22 protein-coding genes are annotated in these 24,620 nt (G+C 67.0%); 5 read left to right on the plus strand and 17 right to left on the minus strand.

Features of this window, described 5'->3' with window-relative positions; all coding sequences use genetic code 11:
* Positions 1-180 precede the first annotated feature (180 nt).
* The 15 genes from ACO07J_RS14045 to regB all read right to left on the minus strand — a co-directional run bounded on the left by ACO07J_RS14045 (position 181) and on the right by regB (position 18,497).
* Positions 181-801, minus strand: coding sequence for a class I SAM-dependent methyltransferase (locus ACO07J_RS14045; protein ID WP_422030017.1), 621 nt, complete (start codon positions 799-801; stop codon positions 181-183).
* A gap of 1 nt (position 802) precedes the next feature.
* Positions 803-1,558 carry a CDP-diacylglycerol--serine O-phosphatidyltransferase gene (pssA, locus tag ACO07J_RS14050; RefSeq protein ID WP_422030019.1) on the minus strand — a complete coding sequence of 252 codons (756 nt, stop codon included), beginning with the start codon at positions 1,556-1,558 and terminating at the stop codon, positions 803-805.
* Positions 1,559-1,571: 13 nt separating this feature from the next.
* Positions 1,572-2,246 carry a phosphatidylserine decarboxylase gene (locus ACO07J_RS14055; RefSeq protein ID WP_422030021.1) on the minus strand — a complete coding sequence of 225 codons (675 nt, stop codon included), beginning with the start codon at positions 2,244-2,246 and terminating at the stop codon, positions 1,572-1,574.
* 38 nt (positions 2,247-2,284) lie between these two features.
* On the minus strand, positions 2,285-3,592 hold the full coding sequence (gene hslU, locus ACO07J_RS14060) for an ATP-dependent protease ATPase subunit HslU (protein WP_422030023.1): 1,308 nt from the start codon (positions 3,590-3,592) through the stop codon (positions 2,285-2,287).
* Positions 3,593-3,661: 69 nt separating this feature from the next.
* On the minus strand, positions 3,662-4,723 hold the full coding sequence (locus ACO07J_RS14065) for a hypothetical protein (RefSeq protein WP_422030025.1): 1,062 nt from the start codon (positions 4,721-4,723) through the stop codon (positions 3,662-3,664).
* Positions 4,720-5,274 carry an ATP-dependent protease subunit HslV gene (hslV, locus tag ACO07J_RS14070; RefSeq protein WP_422030027.1) on the minus strand — a complete coding sequence of 185 codons (555 nt, stop codon included), beginning with the start codon at positions 5,272-5,274 and terminating at the stop codon, positions 4,720-4,722. The genes ACO07J_RS14065 and hslV overlap by 4 nt, the downstream gene beginning before the upstream one ends.
* 62 nt (positions 5,275-5,336) lie before the next feature.
* On the minus strand, positions 5,337-6,485 hold the full coding sequence (locus tag ACO07J_RS14075) for an amidohydrolase (RefSeq protein WP_422030029.1): 1,149 nt from the start codon (positions 6,483-6,485) through the stop codon (positions 5,337-5,339).
* A gap of 147 nt (positions 6,486-6,632) precedes the next feature.
* Positions 6,633-6,953, minus strand: coding sequence for a thioredoxin (gene trxA / locus ACO07J_RS14080; RefSeq protein WP_422030031.1), 321 nt, complete (start codon positions 6,951-6,953; stop codon positions 6,633-6,635).
* A gap of 63 nt (positions 6,954-7,016) precedes the next feature.
* Complete coding sequence (gene addA, locus ACO07J_RS14085; RefSeq protein WP_422030033.1) at positions 7,017-10,397, minus strand: double-strand break repair helicase AddA; 3,381 nt, start codon at positions 10,395-10,397, stop codon at positions 7,017-7,019.
* Positions 10,394-13,333, minus strand: a complete 2,940-nt coding sequence (gene addB, locus ACO07J_RS14090) for a double-strand break repair protein AddB (protein WP_422030035.1) — start codon at positions 13,331-13,333, stop codon at positions 10,394-10,396. Before addB ends, addA begins: the two co-directional genes overlap by 4 nt.
* Positions 13,326-14,018, minus strand: coding sequence for a nucleotidyltransferase family protein (locus ACO07J_RS14095; RefSeq protein ID WP_422030037.1), 693 nt, complete (start codon positions 14,016-14,018; stop codon positions 13,326-13,328). Before ACO07J_RS14095 ends, addB begins: the two co-directional genes overlap by 8 nt.
* Positions 13,994-15,010: an aminoglycoside phosphotransferase family protein gene (locus ACO07J_RS14100; RefSeq protein WP_422030039.1), complete on the minus strand. Its 1,017-nt coding sequence runs from the start codon at positions 15,008-15,010 to the stop codon at positions 13,994-13,996. Before ACO07J_RS14100 ends, ACO07J_RS14095 begins: the two co-directional genes overlap by 25 nt.
* Positions 15,003-15,479 (minus strand): tRNA (adenosine(37)-N6)-threonylcarbamoyltransferase complex ATPase subunit type 1 TsaE, encoded by a 477-nt coding sequence (tsaE, locus tag ACO07J_RS14105; protein ID WP_422030041.1) that lies wholly within the window; start codon positions 15,477-15,479, stop codon positions 15,003-15,005. The genes ACO07J_RS14100 and tsaE overlap by 8 nt, the downstream gene beginning before the upstream one ends.
* 40 nt (positions 15,480-15,519) lie before the next feature.
* A complete protein-coding gene (locus tag ACO07J_RS14110) occupies positions 15,520-17,016 on the minus strand; it encodes a PAS-domain containing protein (protein WP_422030043.1) in 1,497 nt (498 codons plus the stop codon).
* A gap of 89 nt (positions 17,017-17,105) precedes the next feature.
* Positions 17,106-18,497 (minus strand): sensor histidine kinase RegB, encoded by a 1,392-nt coding sequence (gene regB, locus ACO07J_RS14115; RefSeq protein WP_422030045.1) that lies wholly within the window; start codon positions 18,495-18,497, stop codon positions 17,106-17,108.
* An 87-nt stretch (positions 18,498-18,584) separates the two neighbouring features.
* On the opposite strand from regB, the gene ACO07J_RS14120 reads away from it, so the two are divergent.
* Positions 18,585-19,208 carry an SCO family protein gene (locus tag ACO07J_RS14120; protein WP_422030047.1) on the plus strand — a complete coding sequence of 208 codons (624 nt, stop codon included), beginning with the start codon at positions 18,585-18,587 and terminating at the stop codon, positions 19,206-19,208.
* 81 nt (positions 19,209-19,289) lie between these two features.
* Complete coding sequence (locus ACO07J_RS14125) at positions 19,290-19,841, plus strand: ActR/PrrA/RegA family redox response regulator transcription factor (RefSeq protein ID WP_422030049.1); 552 nt, start codon at positions 19,290-19,292, stop codon at positions 19,839-19,841.
* 3 nt (positions 19,842-19,844) lie between these two features.
* Here ACO07J_RS14125 and ACO07J_RS14130 read toward each other — a convergent pair whose 3' ends face one another.
* Both ACO07J_RS14130 and ACO07J_RS14135 read right to left on the minus strand, forming a co-directional pair.
* The gene (locus ACO07J_RS14130) at positions 19,845-20,330 is read right to left on the minus strand and encodes a GNAT family N-acetyltransferase (protein WP_422030051.1); all 486 of its coding nucleotides are present in this window, start codon (positions 20,328-20,330) and stop codon (positions 19,845-19,847) included.
* On the minus strand, positions 20,327-20,893 hold the full coding sequence (locus ACO07J_RS14135) for an HD domain-containing protein (RefSeq protein ID WP_422030889.1): 567 nt from the start codon (positions 20,891-20,893) through the stop codon (positions 20,327-20,329). The genes ACO07J_RS14130 and ACO07J_RS14135 overlap by 4 nt, the downstream gene beginning before the upstream one ends.
* Positions 20,894-21,086: 193 nt before the next feature.
* On the opposite strand from ACO07J_RS14135, the gene ahcY reads away from it, so the two are divergent.
* The 3 genes from ahcY to ACO07J_RS14150 all read left to right on the plus strand — a co-directional run bounded on the left by ahcY (position 21,087) and on the right by ACO07J_RS14150 (position 24,548).
* Positions 21,087-22,481, plus strand: a complete 1,395-nt coding sequence (ahcY, locus tag ACO07J_RS14140) for an adenosylhomocysteinase (protein ID WP_422030053.1) — start codon at positions 21,087-21,089, stop codon at positions 22,479-22,481.
* A 457-nt stretch (positions 22,482-22,938) separates the two neighbouring features.
* Complete coding sequence (locus tag ACO07J_RS14145) at positions 22,939-23,841, plus strand: hypothetical protein (RefSeq protein WP_422030055.1); 903 nt, start codon at positions 22,939-22,941, stop codon at positions 23,839-23,841.
* Between the two features lie 137 nt (positions 23,842-23,978).
* Positions 23,979-24,548, plus strand: coding sequence for a DUF922 domain-containing protein (locus tag ACO07J_RS14150; protein ID WP_422030057.1), 570 nt, complete (start codon positions 23,979-23,981; stop codon positions 24,546-24,548).
* Positions 24,549-24,620 lie beyond the last annotated feature (72 nt).

Below are 24,620 nucleotides of genomic sequence, written 5' to 3' on the forward strand. Positions count from 1 at the left end.
GTTGATGTGGCGTGCGTTGGGGGGTGGCACGAGATGTTGTGCGGGGCGCAACGGGGGTTTCGTGGAGGGAGAGTTTCGTTCCGCCATTGAGTTTTGGCGCTCGCCCGGCGGGTGTGCGGTTCGAGGTCCCGGCTCAGGGCCGGGACGGGGCAGTGGTATGGGGGTGGGTTGGCCCCTGCCCTACGACGGCCGGGGTTTCTCCATCACGAGGAAGGTCATCATGCCGAGGGGCGGGATGGTCTTGCGGTCGGTAACGGAGAGGTCGTCGCGCAGGACGGTGTCGATGTGGAAATCGGAATGCCAGCCGAGCACGTTGGCAAAAGGCGCCGAGATGCGTTCGAGGAAGGCGAGCGGGCCCTTCTCGTGCACGAAGTGGTTGGTGATGACGATCCGGCCGCCGGGGGCGCAGACGCGGGCGATCTCGGCCATGCAGCGCTCGGGCTCGGGGACGACGGAGAGCACGTGCATCGCCGCGACGGTATCGAAGCTGTCGTCGGGAAAGTCGAGCGTGCGGGCATCCATCTGGCGGAGCGCCTCGACATGCGACAACCCGCGCGACTTGACCTTGGCGCGGGCCTTTTCGAGCATCTCGTCGGAGTAGTCGATGCCGGTCACCTGGCAGGCCGGGTCGTAGAGCGGCAGGGCCAGCCCTGTGCCCACGCCCACCTCGAGCACCCTGCCCGGCCGTTCGTTGATATACTTCACCGCGCGGCGGCGGCCGGCATTGGTGACCGCGCCGAAGGTGGCGTCATAAACCGGCGCCCAGCGGGCATAGGAGTTTTCGACGGCATTCAGTTCCATGTCAGCGCTTCCTTGTCAGGTGTCGGCGGGAGGCGGTAAGCGCCGCCCAGAGGACTGTGGCGAGGTAGATGCCGCAAAGGACGATCATCGTGACCCATTTGAAGATGAAAAACGCGCCCGCCAGCAGGATGAGCCCGGCGGCGAGCAGCACGGCATTGCCACGGGCAAAGGGCAGGCCCTTGAGCGAGAGCGTGGGGATGCGGCTGACCATCAGCCCGGCGATGAGCAGCAGGTAGACGCAGATCGCGAGGTCCGGCAGGATCGGCCGGTCGGTGAAGGCGAAGGCCATGAACATCGGCACCATGGCGAGCGTGGCCCCCGCGGGCGCCGGGATGCCGACGAAGCGGTTGCCATCGTCCGGCAAGGTGCCGGCGCGGTTGCCGACGTTGAACCGGGCGAGGCGGATGACGCAGCACAGCGCGAAGATCAGCACCACGATCCAGGAGAGCACACGCATTTCCTGCAGCGCCCAGAAATAGACGACCAGCGGCGGGGCGACGCCGAAATTGAGGAAATCGGCCAGCGAGTCGAGCTCGGCCCCGATCTCGCCATCGGTGCCGAGCATCCGGGCAACGCGGCCATCCAGCCCGTCGAGCACCACGGCGACCAGAACGAGCAGGACGGCAGGCCCGTAATGCGCCTCGAACCCGAGGCGGATCGCGGTCAGCCCGGCGCATATCGCGGCCAGGGTCATCAGGTTGGGCAACATCCTGATGAACAGCATTTCGCGTAGGGGTTTTCCGTGCCTGTGTGGCATTCAGTTCCGAATGTCAGCTTTCGATTGGCGTGCCGGTCTCTGCGATGACGGTTTCGCCGGCGATCATGGTCTGCCCCGGTTTTGCCAGGAGCCTTGCGCCCTCGGGCAGGTAGACATCGAGCCGTGACCCGAAGCGTATCAGCCCGAAGCGTTCGCCCCCGTTTAACCGATCGCCTTCCGAATTGAAACTCACAATCCGGCGGGCGACGAGGCCGGCGATCTGTACGGTGACGATATCGCGGCCGTCCTCCATCCGGATGACGAGGCCGTTGCGCTCGTTGTCTTCGCTGGCCTTGTCGAGCGAGGCGTTGAAGAACTTGCCCGGACGGTAGGCCATGCGGGTTATGGTGCCGCTGACCGGCGCGCGGTTCACGTGGCAGTTGAATACCGACATGAAGACGCTGACCCGTGTGAGGGGGGTGTCGGGCAGGCCGAGCTCGGCCGGGGGGATGCCCGGTTCGATGAGCGAAACAATGCCGTCGGCCGGGCTGAGGATGGCGTCAGGGCGGTCGGGGGGGTGACGTTCTGGGTCACGGAAGAAGTAGTAGCACCAGATGGTGAGGCCCACGCCGAGCCAGCCGAGCACGTCCCAGATGAGGAAGAGGACCAAGGTGATGGCCGCGAAGATCGCCACGAAGCGGCGGCCCTCGGGGTGCATCGGCTTGATGAAGGTGGACATCATGTTCATGGCCGGACCTTCCGGTTATGGGCGGGATGAAACACCGGTCAGAGCACGTAGCGGGAAAGGTCGGCGGAGCGGGACAGTTCGCCCAGGTTCGCCTCGACGAAGGCGGCATCGACGGTGATGCTCTCGCCGGCGCGGTCGGGGGCGGTGTAGCTGAGCTCCTCGAAGACGCGTTCCATGACGGTATAGAGACGGCGGGCGCCGATATTCTCGACCGACTGGTTCACCTCGGCCGCGATGCGGGCGAGCGCGGCGATGCCATCCTCGGTGAAGGTGACGGTGACATCCTCGGTGCCCATCAGGGCGGTATACTGGCGGGTGAGGGCGTTGTCGGTCTCGGTCAGGATGCGGACGAAATCCTCCTCGGTCAGGGCGCGAAGCTCGACACGGATCGGCAGGCGGCCCTGAAGCTCGGGCAGCAGGTCGGAGGGTTTGGCGATGTGGAAGGCGCCCGAGGCGATGAAGAGGATATGGTCGGTCTTGACCGCGCCATACTTGGTGGAGACGGTCGTGCCCTCGATCAGCGGGAGCAGGTCGCGCTGGACCCCCTCGCGGGAGACGTCGCCGCCGCGGGTGTCGGTCTTGGCGCAGACCTTGTCGATCTCGTCGAGGAAGACGATGCCGTTCTGCTCGACCGCCTCGACCGCCGTGCGGTTGACGGCCTCGTCATCAAGCAGCTTGTCGGCCTCCTCTCCGATCAGGATCTCGTAGCTTTCGGCCACGGTCATCCGCTTGCGGGTGGTGCGGCCGCCGAAGGCCTTCCCGAAGATGTCGCCGAGGTTCATCATGCCCATCTGGCTTCCGGGCTGGCCGGGGATGTCCATCATGCCCATGGGGTTGGAATTGTCGGCGATGTCGAGCTCGATCATGGTGTCGTCAAGCTCGCCGTTCTTGAGCTTCTTGCGGAACATGTCGCGCGTGCCCTCGCGGGCATCGTCGCCGGCGATGGCGGAGATGACGCGTTCCTCGGCATTGGCGTGAGCCTTGGTCTTCACGTCCTCGCGCATCCAGTCGCGGGTCTGGTTGATGGCGGCGTCGACGAGATCGCGGATGATCTGTTCGACATCGCGGCCGACATAGCCCACCTCGGTGAACTTGGTGGCCTCGACCTTGATGAAGGGGGCGCGGGCGAGTTTGGCCAAGCGTCGGGAGATCTCGGTCTTGCCGACACCGGTGGGGCCGATCATCAGGATGTTCTTCGGGTACACCTCTTCGCGCAGGTCATCGGAGAGCTGCTTGCGGCGCCAGCGGTTGCGCAGGGCGACGGCGGTGGCGCGCTTGGCATCCTTCTGTCCGATGATGAAACGGTCCAGCTCGGACACGATTTCGCGCGGGGTGAGGTCGGTCATGTGGGGCTCCTGTCAGAGGTTGGACGGAACGTAAGCACGGGGGGCGAAAACGCAAGCAAGTGTGTCGGGTTACGCCGATGGCGGCAGCCGGTCGAGCGGCAGGAAGGGCATGAGCCGGAGCAGCCGCGCGCGGATCTTTTCCCAGAAGGCGCCGAGGATCAGCAGGACGATGCCGAGCGAGAGGACGGTCGTGGGGGCGCCGTCGCCGCCGAGGACGGTGAAGGCCAGCGCCACCGAATAGCCGATCGCCGCCAGCAGGAAGGAGCGGCGGTCGATCACGATGGCGACCAGCGCGAAGAAGGCCAGCACCGCCATCAGCAGGATGTTGGAGCCGGCGGTGTCGCGGTCGAGCAGGGTGAGGGCGATGGTGTTGACCAGCGCCGGCGCCGCGACCACGTGCAGCCAGAAGCCGTTGGCCGAGCGGCGGGTGACGCGGTGCGGGTCGCTCATGTCGAACCACATCGCGACAAGGAACACGGCGAAGCCCAGGACCAGCGTGATGAAGGCGAAGGGGCCGCCCGCCGACAGGAGGAACAGGTCGTCGAGGCTGTCGGGCGTGCCGGCGGAGGTGGCGGCGAGTAGCATGGCCACCGCGAAGAGCCCGATGGCGATCATCGCCATGGCGAAGGGCACCCGGAAGCGGAGCCAGAAGACGAAGAGCGCAAGCGTGGCGAGGAATGTGGGGAGCGGCAGGCTGGAGTAATCCTCCTGCGCGAGCATGAAGATTTCCGAGAAGCTGGCCGCCAGCCCGCTGACCGCGTTGCCGAAGAAAAGGATCGACAGCGCGATGGCCGGGGCCACCATGCGGCGGCGGCGGATGAAGTATTCCGACAGGAGCCAGAGCACGCCCGCGCCGACGGCGGCCATGGTGATGACCTGCGTGCGGTAGTTGACGATCTCGGTCAGCATGGTGGCCGCGTTCACCGCGATCCAGCCCGAGGCGAGGATGACGAGGCCGACGACGATGAAGATCTCGTTGAAGCCCTTGAAGAGCTCGAACGGTTCATCACCCGGCGCCAGGTTCTCGCGTGCGCCCCGGCGGCTGTCGGCGAGGCTGGCCAGCGAGGCGGCCTGCGCTTCAGAGACGATTCCAGCCGAAACACCGGCGCGAAGATCGTCGCGCCCGATCATTTGCCGATGGTTTCCACGGTCAGGTTGCCATTGGTGTAGACGCAGATATCGGCCGCGATGGCCATCGCCGCACGGGCGATCTCCTCGGCCGATTTGTCACTGTCCATCATGCCGCGCGCGGCGGCGAGGGCAAAGTTGCCGCCCGAGCCGATGGCGGCGACGTCATGTTCGGGTTCCAGCACGTCGCCCGCGCCGGTGATCACGTAAAGCTGTGCGCCATCGGTGACGATCAGCATCGCCTCGAGCTTTTGCAGGTACTTGTCGGTGCGCCAGTCTTTCGCCAGCTCGACGCTGGCGCGCTGCAGTTGGCCCGGGGTGGCCTCGAGCTTGGCCTCGAGTCGTTCGAGGAGCGAGAAGGCGTCCGCCGTCGAGCCCGCGAATCCGGCGACCACGTCATAGCCGCCCGGGCTGAGCCGGCGGACCTTGCGGGCGGTCCCCTTGATGACGGTCTGGCCAAGGCTGACCTGCCCGTCGCCGGCCACGACAACCTCGTCGCCTTTGCGGACGGCGATGATGGTGGTGCCGTGCCAGCCGGGGAATTCTTTGGTCATGGGGGCCTCCGCTTTGTTCTCGGGGGTATATGGAAGGGGCGGGCGCGGGGTGCAAGGGCGGATCAGCCCAGCAGGTCGCGCGCCACCTGTTCGAAGATACGCACGCCGGGGGCGATCAGGTCGTCGGGGAAGTCGTAATCGGGGTTATGCAGCGCGGCATGGGTTTCGCCTGCGCCGAGGAGGAACATGGCGGATTTGGCGGTATGGCCGAAGCGGCCGAAATCCTCGGACGCGCGCCAGGGCTGGCCGGTGGTGTCGTGGGGAATTTGCAGCGTGTCGAGGGCGCGGCGCAGGAGGGCGGTGGCCTCTTGGTGGTTCTCGGAATGGAGGAAGATGTCTTCGAAACGATGCGACGCGGTGAGCCCGTGCTGATCGGCCGTTTGGGCAATGAGCGTGAGCGCGTCGTTTACGAGGTCGTCCATCCCGTCATCGGTGAGGGTGCGAAGCGTGGCGTAAAGCGTGGCCTCGCCCGGGGCGATGCCGAAGGCGGGCTCGCCCATGCGCAGGTGGGTGACGGTGACGAGCTTGAAGCCGGGCTGATCCAGCGTGCCCTGGCCGAGGGCTGTGAGGGCGGGCATGAGCGAGGCGACCGCGGCCATCGGAGAGGTGCCGCTTTCGGGGTTGGAGGCATGGGCGGATTTGCCGGTGAGGGTCAGGTGCAGCCCGCGCGAGGCGCAGTTGACCGGGCCCTCGGCCAGACCGATCGCGCCGAGGGGCAGGCCGGGCATGTTGTGGAGCGAAAAGGCGTAATCGGGTGAAACAGGGTCGAATTTCGGATCGGCGATGACCGCGGCCGCGCCGGCGCCGGTTTCCTCAGCTGGCTGGTACAGCAGCACGGCGCGGCCCTTTGCGGGCCGCTGGCGGGAGAGGCGGCGCGCGAGGCCGGTGAGGATGGCCATGTGCCCGTCATGCCCGCAGAGGTGCCCCTTGCCATCGGTTTCGGAGCGGTATTCCGGCTGTCCGGTCTCATGGATCGGCAGCGCGTCGAGCTCGCAGCGAAAAAGCACCGTGGGCCCGGGCGCGACCCCTTCGTAGATCGCCGCGATGCCATGGCCGCCAAGGCCGGTGATCAGCGCGTCGGGGGCGAAGGGCGACAGGGCGAAGAGGATACGCTTGGCCGTCGCCGCCTCCTCGCCCGAGAGTTCCGGCGTGCGGTGCAGGTCGCGCCGGAGGGTGATGAGCTCGGCGATATCGGAATTGGTCAGCGTCATGGCCCGTAAAGAACCACTCCCGCCGCCAAAAGAAAAGCCGCCCCCGTGCTTCTTCTGGCCGGAAATATCCCGGGGTCTGGGGCAGAGCCCCAGAAAAAACGGGCCGCCAAAAGGCGACCCGTCTCTGTCCAATCCGTAAAAGGCAGATCAGATGCTGTCTTCTATCCAGCTTTGCAGCGCGGCCTTCGGCGCGGCGCCGGCGCGGTTCGAGATTACCTCGCCGTTCTTGAAGATGAACAGCGCCGGGATGCCGCGGATGCCAAGTTGGGTGGCGGTGTTGGGGTTCGAATCGACATCGACCTTGGCGATTTTCACCTTGCCGCCCATTTCGGCCGAGATCTCTTCCAGCGCGGGGCCGATCTGTTTGCAGGGGCCGCACCATTCGGCCCAGAAATCCACCACGACGGGGATGTCGGAATTCTTCACTTCGGCGTCGAACGTATCGTCAGTTACGGCAACTGTGGGCATTTCGGTTCTCCCGGGAAAGAGGTGAGGCTTGGGATCGCAACCTAGGAAGCGGGACCGGGCGCGTCAAGGTATATGGGTGTTGCACAGGGCGGCCGTCACAAGATCGTGTGGCAGGTGCATGAGCTGGGCGGTTTGCGTCCAGAGCAGGGCCGTTCGGATTTCACGGTCGGGGTAGAGCTGTTGGAGCGCGTGTGCATAGGCGCCCATCTGGCGGAGGAGGCCTTCGGGGCAGGCCTCGGGCGTGGCGGGGACGATGGCGTTGGTCTTGTAGTCGATGGCAGTGACGTGGGTGGGGGTGACGATGAGCCGGTCAATGATGCCGTGGATGCGGGCGCCGTTCAGGGCGTCGAGCCGGGCGGTGATGGGCACTTCGAGCAGGGCGTCGGGTGTGAAGATGTCGGCCAGGGCGGGGGCCTTGAGGACGGTGCCGGCGGCGGTGGTGAGGGCGGTGAGCTCGTCGCCGGTGGCGGCGTCTTCGCCTTGCGAGAGGATGCGGGCCGAGAGATCGGGCCAGCCGTCTTCTGGCGTGCCGGCGAGGGTTTCGAGCAGCAGGTGGATCTGGCGGCCGCGGCGCTTGGCGGTGTCCTCGTCGAGACCGGCTTCGCCCGGAAGGGCCTTGGCGCCGCCGAGGTCGGTGGAGGGGCTGAGGGGGGGTGCCGCGACCTGGAGCTCGGGCGCCATTTGGGTGAAATGGGGTGGAACAGAGACTGTTTCGGTGTCGTCAAGTCGTTCGGTCTCGGTGGACGAGGAGGGCCAGTCGCCGATCTGGTAGCGGAGGCCGGGGCCGTGATCGGTCAGCAACGGCACCGCGCCGGTCTTCTCCAGCCCGGTGCGAACCTTGTCGTGCCAGCTGAGCCCGTCCTTGCCGAGATCACCGGCCGCCGCGACGATGAGCCATTGTTCGGCCCGGGTCATGGCGACGTAGAGCAGCCGGTCGCGCTCGGCCTGCTGGGCGAGCTTCGCGTCGTCATCGGCCGCGCGCTGGGCCGGGGGTGCGTCGGCGGCGCCCATGCGCCAGACGAGGGTGCCGCCGGTGGGTGCCGTCTGATTGCGATGCTGCAGACGCCATTGATTGGTGTCGGGCAGGATCACCACGGGGGATTCGAGGCCCTTGGCGCCGTGGACCGTCATCACCCGTATGCGGTTGCCGGCATTGTCCATCTGGCGCTTGATCTCGAGGTCGTCGGTTTCCATCCAGACGAGGAAGCCGGTGAGGCTGTCGACGGCGTTGCGTTCATAGGCGAGCGCCTGGCTGAGCAGGGCGTCGATGCCGTCTTCGGCCTCCTGCCCGAGACGGGCGAGGAGTTTGCGGCGGCCATCGTGGCGGATGAGGATGCGCTCGATGATCTCGTAGGGGCGGAGGTAGTCGGCCTGGCGGCGCAGATCGCCGAGGATCGCCATGGTGTCGGGGAACTCCGCGGCGCGATTGCGGAGCTCGGCCCAGAGGTAGTTTTCGACCCTGTTATGGGCCAATTCGTAGAGTTCCGCCTCGGACCAGCTGAAAAGCGGCGAGCGCAGGGCGGTTGCCAGCGCGAGGTCATCCTCGGGCGTGGCGAGGAAGGAGAGGAGCGCGGCGAGGTCCTTCACCGCCAGTTCCGCGCCGACCTTGAGCCGGTCAGCCCCGGCGACGGGGAGGCCCAGCGCCTTGCATTCGCGGATGACGTCGTGGAAGAGGGCCGAGCGGCGGCGGACGAGGATGAGGATGTCGCCCGCCTCGATCGGCCGGGCGGTTTCGCCGGTCTGGTCGGGGAGCGGCGTGCCGATCATGGCCTTGATGGACTGTGCCAGCGTCTTGGCCAGAACGCGGGCCGGATCGTCGGGCGCCTTGACGTCGACTGGGTCGAACCAGTCCGGGTCTTCCGGCTTCTCGGGCGCCTCGATCAGCGGCCAGAGGTCGACGCGGCCGGGCATCTGCTCCTTGAAGGCCGTGTGTCCGGAACCGTCACCGAACCCGCTGGATTCGTGATTTTCGAAGGTGGCGTCGACCGTATCCAGAATGGCGCGGGAGGAGCGGAAGGAGAACTCCATCTCCATATCCTGCAGCGGGGTTTCATTGTTCGAGAGACGCGCCGCGAACTCGGATTTCATCCGGTCGAACTCGCGCGGGTCGGCGCCCTGGAAGGAGTAGATCGACTGTTTCTTGTCGCCGACGACAAAGATGGTGCGGGGCGTGTCGGGGCGGGTGCCCTGGCCGCTGGTGAATTCCTGGGCGAGGCGTTCGATGACCTGCCATTGGACGGGCGAGGTATCCTGGGCCTCGTCGACGAGGATATGGTCGAGCCCGCCGTCGAGCTTGAAGAGCACCCAGTCGGCGACCTTGCGATCGGTCAGCAGGTCGCGGGCCTTGAGGATCAGGTCGTCGAAATCGAGCCAGCCGCGGAGGAGCTTGGCCTGTTCATAGGCCGGGAGGAAGACGCGGGCGAAGGCGTGGAGGGCGGCGGTACGGTCCTTGGCCTGAAGCGCGATACGCCGGGTGCGGGCGGTTTCGACGCGGGCCATGAATGGGTCCAAAGCCGTGATTAGAGACGCATTTGCTGTGCGGAAGCCCTGGGTCGGAAACGGCTGTTTAGAATGCTCCGGTGTCTTGGCGCAGAACGCGTTCTCGCCAGACTTAAGAAGAAAGACGTCCTCCAGCACGGCGAGGGCGTCTAAGCCGGGCGCTGTGACAGTGGCGAGTTTGAGGCCCGCTTTCTGGTCGTTCGATCCGCTGGCCGCCAGCGCCGCGCAGAGCGACTCCAGCAGGTCCATTTCGCCGCCAAAGAAGACGCTGGCGGCGATGCTGTCGCGGGTGGTGCCGGGGGGGAGGTCGAAGAGGTTCTCGAGCCATTCGTCGGAGGCGGGGGTCTCGAAAGCGGCCCTGTTGTTGACGATTTCCTGCGTCAGCTCGTCGAGCGTTTCGCCGGTGTGGTGGCGGGCGAGGGTGTAGAGCGTGTCGGCATGGGGGCCGGAGGCGAGGGCCTCGACGATCTCCGCGCGCAGAAGGGTGGCGGCGCGATCTTCCATCTCGGTGAACTGGGGGGTCACGCCGGCCTCGAGCGGGAAGCGGCGGAGGAGGGCGGAGCAGAAGGAGTGGATCGTCTGGATCTTGAGCCCGCCCGGCGTCTCGATGGCGCGGGCGAAAAGCTGGCGGGACCAGTTGAGCCTGTCCTCTGTGATCACAAAATCATGGCCGAGGGTCTGAAGCTCTTCGGTCAGGTCGGAATCGGGCAGCATGGCCCATTTGCCGAGCTTGTCGAAGAGCCGGTTCTGCATCTCGGAGGCGGCGGCCTTGGTGTAGGTGAGGCACAGGATGTGCTGGGGGTCGACCTGTTCGAGGAGGAGGCGGGCGACGCGGTCGGTCAGTACCTTGGTCTTGCCGGAGCCGGCATTGGCCGAGAGCCAGGTGGAGCGGTCGGGCATGGCGGCCCGGATCTGGCGCAGGGTGGCTTCGTTATGGCGGGTCATTGGCCCACCTCCCGCGGGTCGGGGTCGTCGGTGATGTCCCATTCGCCGAAGCGGGCGAGCTGGTCGTAGTCTCCTGTGTCGGCGGTACGTTCCGGGGCGCGGCGGGAGGTGTAGCCGAGGTCGGGGGACATGTAGCGGGCGATCAGCTCGCGGAACTCGTTCCAGACCTTTTCAGGCGGTTCAGTGTCTAGTGGCGCCGGTTCCTCGGGCTTCCCGCTGCCAAGGCTGATGAAGGTGGCGCGGGCGACTTTGGCCGGGGCGATGGGAGCGAAGCCGGATTGGGTGGCGATGGCGGCGGAGAGGAGGAGCTGTTTGTCGAAATGCTTCTGTTGGTCTTTCGAGGGGGCCTTGCCGGTCTTGTAGTCGTAGAGGTGCAGGTTGCCGGCGGGGTCGATGTCGATCCGGTCGGCCTTGGCGGTGAGGCGGAAGTCGAGCTCGGGGATATCGGCGGCGCCTTTGGCCTCGAGCGCGGCGGGCTGGGCGAGTTGGCGGCGGGCGTGTTCGCCCTCGATGAAGGTATCGGCGGCGCGTTCGAGCTTGGCCTGCCACATGGCGCGGGTGTCGGCCCAGGGGACGGCCTCGGCCAGCACGGTGGCGGTTTCGGCGATGAGACGCTCGCGGGTGATTTCCTCGGGGGTGTCGCGGGTGGCGAGGATGAAGCGTTCGAGCGCCTCGTGGATGACGGTGCCGCGGAGGAGGGCGTCGGGCACGCGCATCAGCGGGTCGAGCGGTTTGAGGCGGAGGACGTGGCGGGCGTAGATGGCGTAGGGGTCGCGGATCAGTCTCTGAATCTGCGTAACAGAGAGCTGTTTTGGGCGCGCGGCGGTGGGGGGCCTGGGCGAGGGGCGGGTTTCGGCGGGGGTGGTGCCGGGGTCTTCGAAGGCCTTCGCGAGGTTGAGCCAGTGCCGGCCGCGTTGGCGCATCTGCTCGAGCGCCGCCCTGCCGCCCTGCTCGGGGAGGCCGGAGAGGAGGTTCTGCAGGCGGTTGAGCCAGCGGGAGGGCACGGTTTCGGTGTCGTCGGAGCGGATCGAGCGGGTGATCCAGACTTCGGGGGCGAGGAGGGCCTGCTGGAAGTCGTGCGCGGCGAGGCCGATGCGGCGTTCGGGGAGGAGGAGGCCGGCGGCGGCGCGCATGTCGCGGTTCAGCCAGGGGTCGGGGCTGGGCGCTTCGGGCCAGCTGCCTTCGTTGAGGCCGGCGAGGATGAGGAGGTCTGCGCCCTGAACGCGGGCCTCGAGCGTGCCCCAGATCCTGATGAGGGGGTGGGCCTTGAGGCTCTTGCGGACGTCGCCGCGGGAGAGGATGGCGTGGAACAGGGTGGCGTAGTCGCGGGCGTTGACGGCGCCGCCGTGGGGGGCGTTTTCGGCGAAATCAGAGACTGTTTTCAGGGCTTGCGCGCCATCGTCGTCGGCCCAGAGCTTGCCGGTGGTTTCGCCGCCTGCGCCGCGGGCGATCTGTTCGGCGAGGGCGATGTGGCGGGTGGTGCGGTCGTCCAGCGCGACCTTGCCCGGGAGTTCCTTGTCGGTGAAGCAGGCGATGAGCCAGGCGGCCCAGGGTTCGGCGTGGGGATCCTTGGAGGCGGCGGCCCAGGCGTGGAGGTCTTGTGCGGTCGGGTAGGGCGGGCCGTGGCGGCGGATGTGGAGCTCGAGCTCGCGGGTGAGGCGGAGGTGGGGGCCGCGATCGGTGCCGGTGTGGGTGAGCGGGTGCTTGAGGAGGGTGAGCAGCGCCTCGGCGGAGAGGGGGAGGTGGAAGAGTTCGGCCACGTGGCGGAGGAAGCGGCCGACCGGGGCGAGGTGGAGGGGCATGCCGGCGCTGTCGTCGGGGAGGATGCCCCAGCGGTCGAGCGAGGCGGTGACCTGGCGGCTGAGCGTGCGGTCGGGGGTGATGAGCGCGGCGCTTTGCCCGGTTTCGGCGGCGTCGCGGAGGCGGAGGGCGATGGCGAGGGCCTCGGCGCGGGGGGAGGGCGCTTCGAGGAGGGTGACGGGGGCCATAGCAGGCTCTATTCCCGCCAGGTTCGGCCCGTCGCGGCGCCATTGGTCGGTAATGGGCGCCGGGCGGAGGGCGAGGGAGACGAGGCGGTTGCGCGCCGGGCTGGCGGGGGTGTCGTCGGACCAGTCGGGGATGTCTGAGGGGGAGAGGTCGAGCGCCTGGAGGAAGGCGGCGAAGCGGTATTGCGGGTGGTCTTCGGAGGTTTTCGGGTCGTTGAGGCGATCCCACACGTCCGGGGGCTTGTCGCGGTCGAAGCCGGGGAGGATGACCGCGCCCTGGGGCAGGCGGGCGACGGTTTGCATCAGGAGCTGCGTGGCGCCGCGCGAGCCGGTGGAGCCGGCGACGATGATCGGGTGCTGGGGCGGGTTTTCGGCCCAGAGATCGGCGAGGGTTTCGACGACGAGGCGCTGGCGGGTTTCGACATCCGGCAGGGTGGTGGCATCTTCGAAATAGTGTCTGACAATGCCCAAAAAGGCCTGGATGCGGGCCCAGTGGCCGGATTGGTCGGTGACGTCGAGCGCGGCGATCGTGTCAGGGGAGACGCCTTCGCCGTGCATCTCGTCCATCAGGCCGGCGAGGCTGTCGGCGAGGTCGTAGAGGGCGCTGCGGGGGGCGAGGTCGGGCTGGGCGTCGAGGAGCCTGGAGACCAGTTGCAGGAGTTCGAGCCGACGGCGGAGAGGCGAGACCGGGTCGGGGATATCGGCCATCAGGGCGTGTTCGCCGAGGTCGGTGACAAGGCCGATGCGGGGGAGCAGGCTGGCGGGGCCTTCGTCGTAGATCGAACGGATGCGGCGGGCCATGCGGCGGGTGTTGACGAGGAGGCGGGCGTGGGCGAGCGCCTCGGGCGGGTGGCCGGCGGTGCGGGTGGAGAGGCCGCGGACGAGGGCCGCCGGGAAATCCACCCCGAGCGGGACGGCGAAGACGCGGGGGGTGGTGGACGGCTCAAACATGGCCGTATTGAAGCATGTCCTCGGCCAGTTCGATACCCTCGGGGCGGCCCACGTCGCACCATTTTCCGGGGTAGGTGGTGGCGAAGAGACGGTTGGATTCCAGCATCACGTCCCAGAGGCGGTTGAGGGAGAAATGGGCCTCGGGGATGGTGGCGAGGTCGTCTGTCTTGACGATCTGGAGGCCGGAATAGATGGCGCCGGGGCCGCGGCGGGCCGGGCCGGTGCCGGTAAACTCGAAATCGCCCTTGCCGGTGTGGCCGACCGCGTTCTCGCGGGGGATGCAGAGAAGGAGGCCGTCCATCCTGTCGGGATCCCAGGCCCTGGCGAGATGGGCGAGCGGGTTGGGGCCGGACCAGACGGCGTCGGAATTCATGGTGTAGACGGGACCGGGGCCGAGAAGCGGCAGGGCGTGGCGGAGGCCGCCGCCGGTCTCGAGGATGTCGGGCTGTTCCTCGGAAAACAGGATGTCGGTATCGGAGAGGTATGACCGCAGTTGATCGGGCCTGTAATGCAGGTTCATGACGATACGGGTGACGCCCGCGTCATGGACGAGGCCCAGCGCGTGATCGATCAGCGGCTTGCCGGCGACGGGGATCATCGGCTTGGGCCGGTCCGCGGTCAGGGCGCCCATGCGGGTGCCGAAGCCCGCCGCGAAGATCATCACAGGGAGGGGATCGTCGCGCATTTGTCTTTCAGCCTTTGGAGGATGTCGGGGCTTGGGGCGGGGAGCGTGTCGAGCATCGGGCGGACGGGGGCGAGGGCCGGGTGGGCGAGGTCGCGCTGGAGGAGGGTCCAGACGCGGGGGATCATGTCGACATACCATGCCTTGCCGTCGCGGACGCAGAGGCGGGCGAAGACGCCGAGGATGCGCAGGTTCCGCTGGGCGCCGAGGAGGTTGTAGGCGGTGCGGAAGCTGTCATCGTCCTGCCTCGTGGCCTCGATGTAGCGGGCGAGCATGGCGGCTTCGGTGGCCTCGGCCACGTCGCGGCGGGCGTCCTGCAGGAGGGAGACAAGATCGTAGGCGCGGTGGCCGATCATGGCATCCTGGAAGTCGAGCAGGCCGACGCGGGCGGTGCCGGAGCGGTAGGGGAGCCAGAGGAGGTTCTCGGCATGGTAGTCGCGTTGGATGAGGACCGATTGGGCGGTGTGATCACAAAGGAGCTGGTGGAAGGCCTCGCGGAAGTGCTGGCGGGCCTCTGGGGCCTTTTCGCCGGTGGCGGCGAAGGCGTACCAGTCAAAGGCGAGGGCCGCGAGATCGGTCATCAGGGGCGGATCGTAGGGGTCGAGACCGGCGGGCGGGTCGTTCTCGTGCAGCTCGGCCAGGAGGTCGGTTGCGGTGGAGTAGAGACTGTTTTCGAGCTCGGGCGAGGTTTCGAGGACGCGGGCATAGAGGGCGTCGCCGAGGTCTTCGAGGAGGAGGAAGCCGCTGGTTTCGTCCTGTTCCAGAATCTCGGGTGCGGAGAGGCCGAGGCCGGTGAGATACTGCGCGATCCGGACGAAGGGGCGGATGTCTTCGCCCTTTTCGGGGGGTGCGTCCATCAGGACGGCGGTGCCGGTGTCGGAGGTGAGCCGGAAGTAGCGGCGGTTGGAGGCGTCGCCGGCGAGGAGGGCGCATTGCGCGGCGGACCAGCCGGCCCGGTCGATGAAGGCGTCGATCAGGTCGGAGCGGTCAGACATTGGCGAGGCTTTCGAGTTTGGCAGGCCACTTGGCATCGGTCCAGGTGAAGGTGAGGGTTCGGACATCCTCGGCCCCGGGGGCGGTGAAGGTGATGGTCAGCGCGTCGGGCGGGGTGAGCGGGCCGAGCCGGTCGGGCCATTCGATGAGGCAGATCGCGTCGGTGAAGGCCGCGGAGAGCCCCAGCTCCTCGATCTCGGAGGTGTCGGTGAGGCGGTAGAGGTCGGCGTGCCAGAGCTCGCCGGGCGTGGCGTGGTAGGTCTGGACGAGGGTGTAGGTGGGCGAGGGCACATCCTCGGGCGCGTCGAGCAGGGAGAGGATGGTGGCGCGGGTGAAATGGGTCTTGCCGGCGCCGACATCGCCGGCGAGCAGGATGGTGTCGCCGGGGGCCAGGTGCTGCGCGAGCGTACGGGCGACGCGGCTGGTCGCATCGGGGCTGTTGCAGGTGAGGGTAAGAGGCGCGGCGGACATGGGGGGAAATTACACGCGCCGCCGCTGCCTGCAACAGCGATCAGGCCGGGGGCAGCTCCGGTATGCGCATGGGCGAGACGGAGAGCATGGCGAAGCCGCCGGTGAGCGGGGCGAGTTCGAGTTCGACCTGGCCGGTGGCCGCGTCGCCCGCGTGGCCCGAGAGCGAGGTGTGGCCCGAGCCGGCGAGGAGCTCGGCCCAGAGGGCGTCGTTCGGGTAGAGTTTGCGGCCCTTCTGCACGAGCTCTTCCAGCGTGATCTCCTTGAAGGTGTCGTCGACCACGGCGAAGCGGTCGCGGAAGGGCTGGTTGCAGAGGATGAGCGTGCCGTCGGAACCCAGGACGGCGATGGCGTCGTCGAGCCGGTCGAGCACGGCCTGGCGGATCTCGAGCTGGCTTCGGGTGCGGCGGGTGAGGGAAATCTCGTCGGTGATGTCCTCGAACAGGAAGGCGATGGCGCCGTCGGGGTGGGGGCGTCCGGTGACCCGGTAGGTGAGGCCGCAGGTGAGCGACCAGGCCTCGGCATAGTGGCCGCCCGCGGCGGTTTCGATCATCTCGTTGATCTGGGCGCGCCAGGAGGCGTAGTTCTTGGGCTCCGGCAGGACCTGGCGGTCGCGCAGGCGGTCGAAGAAGTCGAGCAGGCCGGGCCGGGCGCTGAGGAATTCGATGGGCAGGCCGGTGAGATCGACCAGCGCCGGGTTGAAGAGGGCGAGGCGCTGGCCCCGGTCGAAGACGGCGAGGCCGGTGGCGAGGTCGGCGAAGGTCTTGGTGAGGGTCTGGATGAAGCTGCTGCGCATGGCATCGGTGTTGACGAGGTCGGTCACGTCGGCGGCGTAGAGGATGCGCTGGTTGCCGGCGCCGGTGAGCGTCAGGTTGATGTGCCGGGACTGGCCGGTTCCGGGATCGGTCAGGGTAACGGTGTCGGCGCCTGCTTCGTCCGGGTGGCTGGCGGCGTGGAGCAGGCGGGCTTCGTCGGCGTCGGAGAATTCCTGGAACACCGCGTTGCGCCAGGCGATGTTGCCGTCGCGATCGAGGGTGCAGATGGCGATGGGTGCCGTTTCGGCGGCCTTGCGGAGGAGGCGCTTGGCGGCGAGGCGGGTGAGGGCGTCGTGCCAGTCGGCGGGCGATGGCAGGGCCGGGTCGATGAGCGTGATGCGGTGGCCCTGGCGGATGGCGGCGATGGTGACGACGGCGGGATCGTTGCGGTCCTGAGACGGGTAGGTGGTGATCCGGCCGGCCGAGATCGGCGGCAGTTCGGTGGGCAGGCCGGGAAAGCGCGGGTCGAGCCAGCGGCGCAGGTCGGGCCATTCGGTGACGCCGGTGAGCGGATCGTCGGGGCGGCCGGACGGGCCGGTATCGTGGTCGATCAGGACGCCGTCGCGGAACAGGAAGAAGTTCGTCGCGCCGCGGCCTGACCTGCGTTTCGTGCCGGACCTGCGCCGGCGCCACATGGGCCACCGGGCCACCGCCCACATCACCAATCCGGCCGTCAGCCCCGAAAGCATGACGGCGACCGGCATCCCCTGCACGATGCCCTGCATCCCCGATCTCCTGTCTTCCCCGGATCAGGGTTGCGCAAGTCGGTTAACGGGAGGTTAACAGATTCAACCTTTGGCCGAGTACCGTGGCGTCATGCCCGGATCGGTTGGTTCTCTCCGAGCGGCAGGCCGGGCAGCGTGTCGGAGGCGATGGCGGCGCGGGGCCAGCGGACCTCGACGAAGGCGCCGGTGCGCTGGGCCCGGTCGAGCCGGTGGCGGAAGCTGTCGCTGCCGTTGGCGAAGCTGAGATCGGCGCCGGAGCGTTCCAGCAGGGTCTTGGCGATGAAGAGGCCCAGCCCCATGCCTTCGTATTCCGGGCGGCGCGGGTCGCGCCCGCCGCCGCGCCGGCGCATCAGCGGGTCGCCGATCCGGCCCAGCAGGTGCGAGGGGTAGCCGCGCCCGTCATCCATGATCCGCACGGTGACCTCATCATCGGACCAGAGGGTTTCGACCCAGACATTCTCGCGGGCGAAATCGACCGCGTTCTGCACGAGGTTTCGCAGGCCGTGGATCACCTCGGGACGGCGGAAGATCTCGGGCTGGAAGGCGCTGCTTCCCTCGGCGGGGGCATGTTCGAAGTGGATGAACTTGCCACGGTCGATATGCGGGTCGGCGGCCTCTTCCACAACGGCCGAGAGCGGCGCCCTGCGCAGGTGCAGGTCATCCTTGCCGGCGCGGCCCATCGAGCGGAGGATGTCGCGGCAGCGGTCGGCCTGTTCGCGGATCAGCAGCGCGTCGGCGCGCAGGTCGGGATTGTCGTCGAGCTCCTCTGCCAGTTCGGAGCTGGCGAGCTTGATGGTGGCAAGGGGCGTGCCGAGTTCGTGCGCCGCCGCCGCGACCACGCCGCCCAAGTCGGTCAGCTTCTGTTCGCGTGCCAGCGCCATCTGGGTGGCTTGCAGCGCCTCGGCCATGGCGCGCATTTCCGAGACGATCCAGCGGGAATAGACCCCGAGGAAGATCACCGCGATGACGATGGCGAACCAGTTGCCGAACAGGAAGATCTGCGGCACGCGCAGCAGGAACCCCTCGGCCGTGCGCAGGGGCAGGTGGAAGGGGATGAGCAGGGTGACGATGAGGATCGACATCACCCCCAGGAGGAGCGTCGAGCGTGACGACAGCGCCGAGGCCGACACGGTGACCGGCCCGACGATCAGGATCGAGAACGGGTTGTGCAGCCCGCCGGTGAGATAGAGCATCAGCGCCAGCTGCAGCATGTCGAACAGCACGACCAGAAAGGTCTGGGACTCGGTCAGGCGCTTGTTCTCGGGGAAGACGAAGCCGGCGACGAGGTTGGAGATGACCGAGGCGCCGATGGCGAGGTAGCACAGCCCGACCTCGAGTTCGAGATTGTAGAGCCGCTGGGCGACGATCAGGGCCGAGATCTGGCCGATGATCGCCCACCAGCGGAGCAGAACCAGCGTGCGCAGCCGGATCCAGTTGTCGCTGTCGCTCGTGTCGGCCGGGGCCGTTCGATGTTCCGCCATGGGAGACCCGGAGGACGTTGCAGTTTCCACCCGCGATGTTAGATGTGCGGCAACGCGAAAAGAACCCCGGAAATGAAAGGGTCTCCCATGACACGGATCATCGCCATCGGCTCTGCCGTCGTGCTGGCTGTTCTGCTCGGTGCCATCTACTGGATCACGAAGCGGGGCGATGGGGGCGACCAGTTCGCGCAATGCCGGGGCGGCAATGTCGCGGGCGGTGCGGGGGCCATCGGCGGGCCGTTCGAGCTGGTGAGCGAGACCGGCGAGACGGTGACCGAGAAAGAGGTGATCGACCAGCCCGCGCTGATCTATTTCGGCTATACCTTCTGCCCGGATGTCTGCCCGATCGACGTGGCGCGCAATGCGCAGGCCGTTGATATCCTTGAGGAAAGAGGCGAGATGGTGAAGCCGGTCTTCATCTCGGTCGACCCCAAGCGGGACACGCCCGAGGTGGTCGACGACTTTACCGCGAACCTGCATCCGCGGATGCTGGGCCTGACCGGATCGCCGGAACAGGTCAAGGCGGCGAGCCAGGCCTACCGGACCTATTACAGCGCCCATGACGACGAGGATGACGAATATTACCTCGTCGATCACTCGACGATGACCTATCTTGTCCTGCCGGAGACCGGGTTCGTCGATTTCTTCCGCCGGGATGCCTCGGCCGAGGAGATGGCGGACCGGGTGCAATGCTTTCTGGACGCCGGCTGAGCCCGGTGCGATGGTTTGACGCAGCGATTGGCGGGCGATAGAGATGGTCGCCACGCCGGGCGCGTTCACGGGAGGGACCGAATGGCCGAAGATCAGCGTGACATAGGCGAGGACAAATCCCTGTTGCTCGTCGATGACGACGAGCCGTTCCTGAAACGGCTGGCCAAGGCGATGGAGAAGCGCGGCTTCGAGGTGGAGACCGCCGGTTCGGTGGCCGCGGGACAGGCCATCGCCACGGCGCGGCCGCCGGCCTACGCGGTGTGCGACCTGCGGCTGGAGGATGGCAACGGGCTCGACGTGGTGGAGACCATCCGCGAGAAGCGGCCCGATGCGCGGATCGTGGTGCTGACCGGGTACGGCGCGATTGCCACCGCCGTGGCGGCGGTGAAGATCGGGGCGACGGATTACCTGTCTAAGCCGGCGGATGCGACGGATATCACCAACGCGCTTCTGGCGACGGAGGATGAATTGCCGCCACCGCCCGAGAACCCGATGAGCGCCGACCGGGTCAGGTGGGAGCATATCCAGCGGGTCTACGAGCTGTGCGACCGGAACGTGAGCGAGACGGCGCGGCGGCTGAACATGCACCGGCGGACCTTGCAGCGGATTCTGGCGAAGCGGTCGCCGCGCTAGGGCCTAGAGGTCGAAGCGCTTGGAGACGCGGTCGACGGTTGCGCCGCCGGGCAGGGGCACGTTCTTGCGGATATCATAGGTCTCGAACCCGCGGCTTTGGTAATAGGCGAGGCCGCCGGTGTTGTCGGCGCGGATCGTCGCGTTGATCCAGCTGTAGCCGAGGGATCTTGCCGCGTCGCGCGTATGCTCGAAGAGGGCGGAGCCGATGCCGAGCTTGGCGCGGCCGATCTGAACGAAGGTGGCGATATCGCAGGCCTCCGGCGGCAGGCCGTCCCTGGGCTGGATCCACTGGAAGCCGAGGACGGTGCCGGTATCATCCTCGGCGAGGTGCCAGGCGGCGGCGCCGGGCGCGGCCTGCATCCAGTCCTTGAGCATGGCGGAGGTCACCGGGTCGGTCATTGCCGTGGTGCCGCCGGCGGCGATGATGGCGTTCAGGAGGTCGGCCATGGGCGCGGCGTCGATCGGGCCGGCGGGGCGGATATGGATCATCCCATCTCCCTCAGCAGTTCCGCGTGGCGGGCGGTGTAGGCGGCGCGGGTTTCGGTGGGCGGCCGGAGGTGGATATGGAGGCCGTCGGTCATGGCGGGGTCGGGCTTGCCGAAGAAGCGGTTGGCCTCGGGTTCCGAGAAGCCGGCGATCTGCGTGGCTTCCATCCAGGCGCTGATCTTGTCGGCCTTCTTGATCTGTTTCTTGACGGTGACGGGAATCGCGGCGGGCAGGCCGAAACGCAGGTGGACGGCGGCGGCAAGGCGCTTGTCGAGCTCGTCATAGCCGGGCCCGACGGCGGCCTTCACCGGCGAGATCATGTCGCCGATGACGTATTCGGGCGCATCGTGCAACAGCGCGGCAAGGCGCCATTTCGCCGGGGCGGAGGGGGCGAGCCGGGCGTAGAGCCGTTCGACGAGCAGGGAATGCTCGGCCACGGAATAGGCGAAATCGCCCAGGGTCTGGCCGTTCCAGCGGGCGACGAAGCTGAGCCCGTGGGCGATATCCTCGATCTCGATATCGACCGGGGTCGGGTCGAGCAGGTCGAGCCGGCGGCCCGAGAGCATCTTTTGCCAGGCGCGGGGTGTGGCCACTTGGGTCTCCGGTCAGGTGGGTGAAATGCGGGCAGTCATAGCGGCGGGACGGTGAATTTGTAAAGTCTTGCACAGTCGGTCCGGACGCCGGGGGATTCCCGCATTGCCCGCGTGGGAACCGGGTGCTATCTGGCGTGCGACTGTCGGATTTTTAAGGAGCCGCCACATGGCAAAGGATTACCTGGTCAAGGATATCAATCTTGCCGCCTACGGGCGCAAGGAACTGGACATCGCCGAGACGGAGATGCCGGGGCTGATGGCCCTGCGGGAGGAATATGGCGAGGCGAAGCCGCTGAAAGGCGCGCGCATTGCCGGGTCGCTGCACATGACGATCCAGACCGCCTGCCTGATCGAGACGCTGGTGTCGCTTGGGGCGCAGGTGCGCTGGGCGAGCTGCAACATCTTTTCCACGCAGGACCACGCGGCGGCGGTGATCGCCGAGGGTGGCACGCCGGTCTTCGCCGTGAAGGGCGAGACGCTGGAGGAGTACTGGGACTACGCCGACCGGATCTTCCAGTTCGAGGAAGGTGGCGCGAACATGATCCTCGACGATGGCGGGGATGCGACGCTCTACGTTCTCATCGGCGCCCGCGTCGAAGAGGGCGAGACCGACCTGATCGAGAATCCGCAGAGCGAGGAGGAGCAATACCTCTTCGCGCAGATCAAGAAGCGGATGAAGGAAAGCCCGGGCTGGTTCGTCAAGCAGCGGCACATGATCAAGGGGGTGTCCGAGGAGACCACCACGGGTGTTCACCGGCTGTACAAGATGATGGAGAAGGGGCACCTGCCGTTCCCGGCGATCAACGTGAATGACTCGGTGACCAAGTCGAAATTCGACAACAAGTATGGCTGTAAAGAGAGCCTCGTCGACGGCATCCGCCGCGCGACCGACACGATGATGGCCGGCAAGGTGGCCGTGGTCTGTGGCTACGGTGACGTGGGCAAAGGATCGGCCGCCTCTCTGCGCGGTGCGGGCGCTCGCGTGAAGGTCACGGAGGTCGACCCGATCTGCGCCCTGCAGGCGGCGATGGACGGGTTCGAGGTGGTGACGCTGGAAGACGTGGTGAAATCGGCCGATATTTTCATCACCACGACCGGCAACAAGGACGTCATCCGGATCGAGCACATGCGCGACATGAAGGACATGGCGATCGTCGGCAATATCGGCCACTTCGACAACGAGATCCAGGTGGCGAACCTGAAGAACCACAAATGGACCAACATCAAGGACCAGGTGGACATGATCGAGATGCCGAGCGGTGCTCGGATCATCCTGCTTTCCGAGGGGCGCCTGCTGAACCTCGGCAACGCCACCGGGCACCCGTCTTTCGTGATGAGCGCGTCGTTCACCAACCAGGTACTGGCGCAGATTGAGCTTTGGACCAAGGGCGATCAGTATGACAACAACGTCTACATCCTGCCCAAGCATCTCGACGAGAAGGTCGCCCGCCTGCATCTCGAGCGGATCGGCGTTAAGCTGACCGAGCTGCGGGAAGATCAGGCGGATTACATCGGCGTGAAGCCGGAAGGGCCGTACAAGCCGGAGCACTACCGCTACTGAGCCGCGGGTGCGGAACGGAAAAGAGCGCGCTGCCGGAAACGGCGGCGCGTTTCGCGTTTCAGTCGACCCGGCACGACCGCGGGAGCGGGGGAGGCGTTCTTGACATTTCGGCCCCGGTGCGCCGTGACCGATCGCAGGGTCCGGGCATTGACAGGCCGGTTTCGGGCCGCCCGCGGCCGCGCGGGAAAGCGGCGAGGTTTCATAGGGTTGTCGGCTGTGCGGCGAAACCCGTTGCGGACCGCGCGGACGGGGCCGGTTTCGGACGGGTTGCGGCGTTGCATCAACAGGACTTACCGATCGGGCTCAAAAAATCTGTTTCAGGCGGGAACCTGCCTGTCGGAAGTTGGTCAAATGGCGCACAATCGCCGGAAAAATGCTGGATGGGCCGGCACGTATAGGCGACGCCCAAACCCCTCCTATCTCGATTTGCACGTTGTGTGAGAAAAGGAGGCACATCATGACCCTGAGTAAGTTTCTGACAACGGCCGCTGTGGCCGCGCTTCTGACGGGCGCTGCATCGGCGCAGGACACGACCACCGACACCGGCACCGACATGGGCACCGGCACTGAATCCACCGGCATGGCCGATACCGGCACTGGCATGACCGACACCGGCACGGGCTATGCCGAGAGCAATGCAGCCGCCCAGGCGCCGCAGTCGCTTGAAGAAATGACTGTCGGCCAGGTGATCGGCCGTTCCGTCGTCGACCCCGAAGGCAACACGATCGGCGAGATCGACTATGTGATCGAGCAGCCGGAAGGTATTGCCGGGGTGATCGGCATTGGCGGCTTCCTTGGTCTTGGCGAATACACCGTCGCCATCCAGATGGAAGAGTTCGAGTACTCGCCCGAAGAGGCGACGTTCATGCTGGACACCGACAAGGAGACGCTGAAGCAGCGCCCCGAGTTCGATGAATCGAACGCCGAAAGCCTGCCGGATGACACGCAGATGGCGAGCATCCTGCCGACCGAAGACGAAACCTCGGCCGAGGATTCCTCGGACATGAGTTCGGATTCGGCCGCTTCGACCGACACGGAAACCGACACCGAGACCGAAGGTGCCGCCGCCGATACCGAGGCATCGGATGATGCAACGGAAGAAGGCGCCGCCGCCACGGAGTCGGAAGACGCGACGGAAGATTCTTCGGCCGATACCGGCGCTGCTGATGCGACGGAAGAAGACGCTGCCGCCGATACCGGTGCTGCCGATGAAGCCACCGAGGAAGAAGGCGCGAGCGCCGAAGATCCTGCGGCTGATGAAGAGCAGGACGCTGCTGCCGGCGAAGATGCCGACGCGGCAGAAGAAGACGCAGCCGCAACGGAAGAAGTCGAAGAAGAGACGGACGCCGACCAGTCGTAACGACATGGTCCGACCGAACGAAAGGCGCCGGGGCGAGGCCTCGGCGCCTTTTGGTGTGTGTGGGTATCCGGTGCTTGACGGGCAGGGCGCGCCGGCGTCTGATCGGGGCGGGAGATGCCGTTCCGGCAGGAGGGCCGATGCGAATCCAGTCCCTGTTTCGGGCAATAACGGCCATTCTGGTGGCTATCCTGGTCGGCAGCCTGCCGGCGTTTGCCAACCCCACCATCAAGGAAGACTGGGAGACCTACCCGGTCGATGCCACGACCGCGCCGGAGATCCTGCGCCAGATGGAGGAGCGCGGGCCGGACGGGTACTGGGCCTACGCGCGGTGGTACGTGCGCTGGAGCGAGGCGTGCGAGGTGCGGCTGAGGATCGAGTACACTATGCCGCGGCACGTCAACCCGGCGCTTCTGGACGAGCCGCTCAGGCTGAGCTGGGAGAAGATGGTGGTGGCGCTGGGCAAGCACGAGGCGCAGCACGGGGCGCACGGGGTGGGCGCCGCCAACGAGCTTGTCGACGCGGAATGCCACGACGCGGACGCGATCGTCGCGCGTTGGTCGGAGCAGGACCGGATCTATGATCGCGAGACGGATCACGGGCGGTTCGAGGGGGTGATCTTTCCCCATCCGGAGGCCTTGGCCGGGCCGAAAATCTCGGGTGGCGGGCCGGGAGACCCGGTGGCGCAGGGCCGGCGGCCGCCGAAGTGAGCCACGCGGCCCGAGGATTTTTCTTTGTACGTATGCGAACACTCGCTATCGTTGTGGCAGCCATTGAGGGCT

The sequence above is a fragment of the Roseovarius sp. genome (genome assembly GCF_965228755.1).
Lineage (GTDB): Bacteria > Pseudomonadota > Alphaproteobacteria > Rhodobacterales > Rhodobacteraceae > Roseovarius.

Bases quoted from the DNA above. Each gene is read 5' to 3' on its own strand.
- ACO07J_RS14045 (WP_422030017.1), bottom strand. From the start codon at position 801: ATGGAACTGAATGCCGTCGAAAACTCCTATGCCCGCTGGGCGCCGGTT.
- pssA (WP_422030019.1), bottom strand. From the start codon at position 1,558: ATGCCACACAGGCACGGAAAACCCCTACGCGAAATGCTGTTCATCAGG.
- ACO07J_RS14055 (WP_422030021.1), bottom strand. From the start codon at position 2,246: ATGAACATGATGTCCACCTTCATCAAGCCGATGCACCCCGAGGGCCGC.
- hslU (WP_422030023.1), bottom strand. From the start codon at position 3,592: ATGACCGACCTCACCCCGCGCGAAATCGTGTCCGAGCTGGACCGTTTC.
- ACO07J_RS14065 (WP_422030025.1), bottom strand. From the start codon at position 4,723: ATGATCGGGCGCGACGATCTTCGCGCCGGTGTTTCGGCTGGAATCGTC.
- hslV (WP_422030027.1), bottom strand. From the start codon at position 5,274: ATGACCAAAGAATTCCCCGGCTGGCACGGCACCACCATCATCGCCGTC.
- ACO07J_RS14075 (WP_422030029.1), bottom strand. From the start codon at position 6,485: ATGACGCTGACCAATTCCGATATCGCCGAGCTCATCACCCTCCGGCGC.
- trxA (WP_422030031.1), bottom strand. From the start codon at position 6,953: ATGCCCACAGTTGCCGTAACTGACGATACGTTCGACGCCGAAGTGAAG.
- addA (WP_422030033.1), bottom strand. From the start codon at position 10,397: ATGACCCGCCATAACGAAGCCACCCTGCGCCAGATCCGGGCCGCCATG.
- addB (WP_422030035.1), bottom strand. From the start codon at position 13,333: ATGTTTGAGCCGTCCACCACCCCCCGCGTCTTCGCCGTCCCGCTCGGG.
- ACO07J_RS14095 (WP_422030037.1), bottom strand. From the start codon at position 14,018: ATGCGCGACGATCCCCTCCCTGTGATGATCTTCGCGGCGGGCTTCGGC.
- ACO07J_RS14100 (WP_422030039.1), bottom strand. From the start codon at position 15,010: ATGTCTGACCGCTCCGACCTGATCGACGCCTTCATCGACCGGGCCGGC.
- tsaE (WP_422030041.1), bottom strand. From the start codon at position 15,479: ATGTCCGCCGCGCCTCTTACCCTCACCTGCAACAGCCCCGATGCGACC.
- ACO07J_RS14110 (WP_422030043.1), bottom strand. From the start codon at position 17,016: ATGCAGGGCATCGTGCAGGGGATGCCGGTCGCCGTCATGCTTTCGGGG.
- regB (WP_422030045.1), bottom strand. From the start codon at position 18,497: ATGGCGGAACATCGAACGGCCCCGGCCGACACGAGCGACAGCGACAAC.
- ACO07J_RS14120 (WP_422030047.1), top strand. From the start codon at position 18,585: ATGACACGGATCATCGCCATCGGCTCTGCCGTCGTGCTGGCTGTTCTG.
- ACO07J_RS14125 (WP_422030049.1), top strand. From the start codon at position 19,290: ATGGCCGAAGATCAGCGTGACATAGGCGAGGACAAATCCCTGTTGCTC.
- ACO07J_RS14130 (WP_422030051.1), bottom strand. From the start codon at position 20,330: ATGATCCATATCCGCCCCGCCGGCCCGATCGACGCCGCGCCCATGGCC.
- ACO07J_RS14135 (WP_422030889.1), bottom strand. From the start codon at position 20,893: ATGCTCTCGGGCCGCCGGCTCGACCTGCTCGACCCGACCCCGGTCGAT.
- ahcY (WP_422030053.1), top strand. From the start codon at position 21,087: ATGGCAAAGGATTACCTGGTCAAGGATATCAATCTTGCCGCCTACGGG.
- ACO07J_RS14145 (WP_422030055.1), top strand. From the start codon at position 22,939: ATGACCCTGAGTAAGTTTCTGACAACGGCCGCTGTGGCCGCGCTTCTG.
- ACO07J_RS14150 (WP_422030057.1), top strand. From the start codon at position 23,979: ATGCGAATCCAGTCCCTGTTTCGGGCAATAACGGCCATTCTGGTGGCT.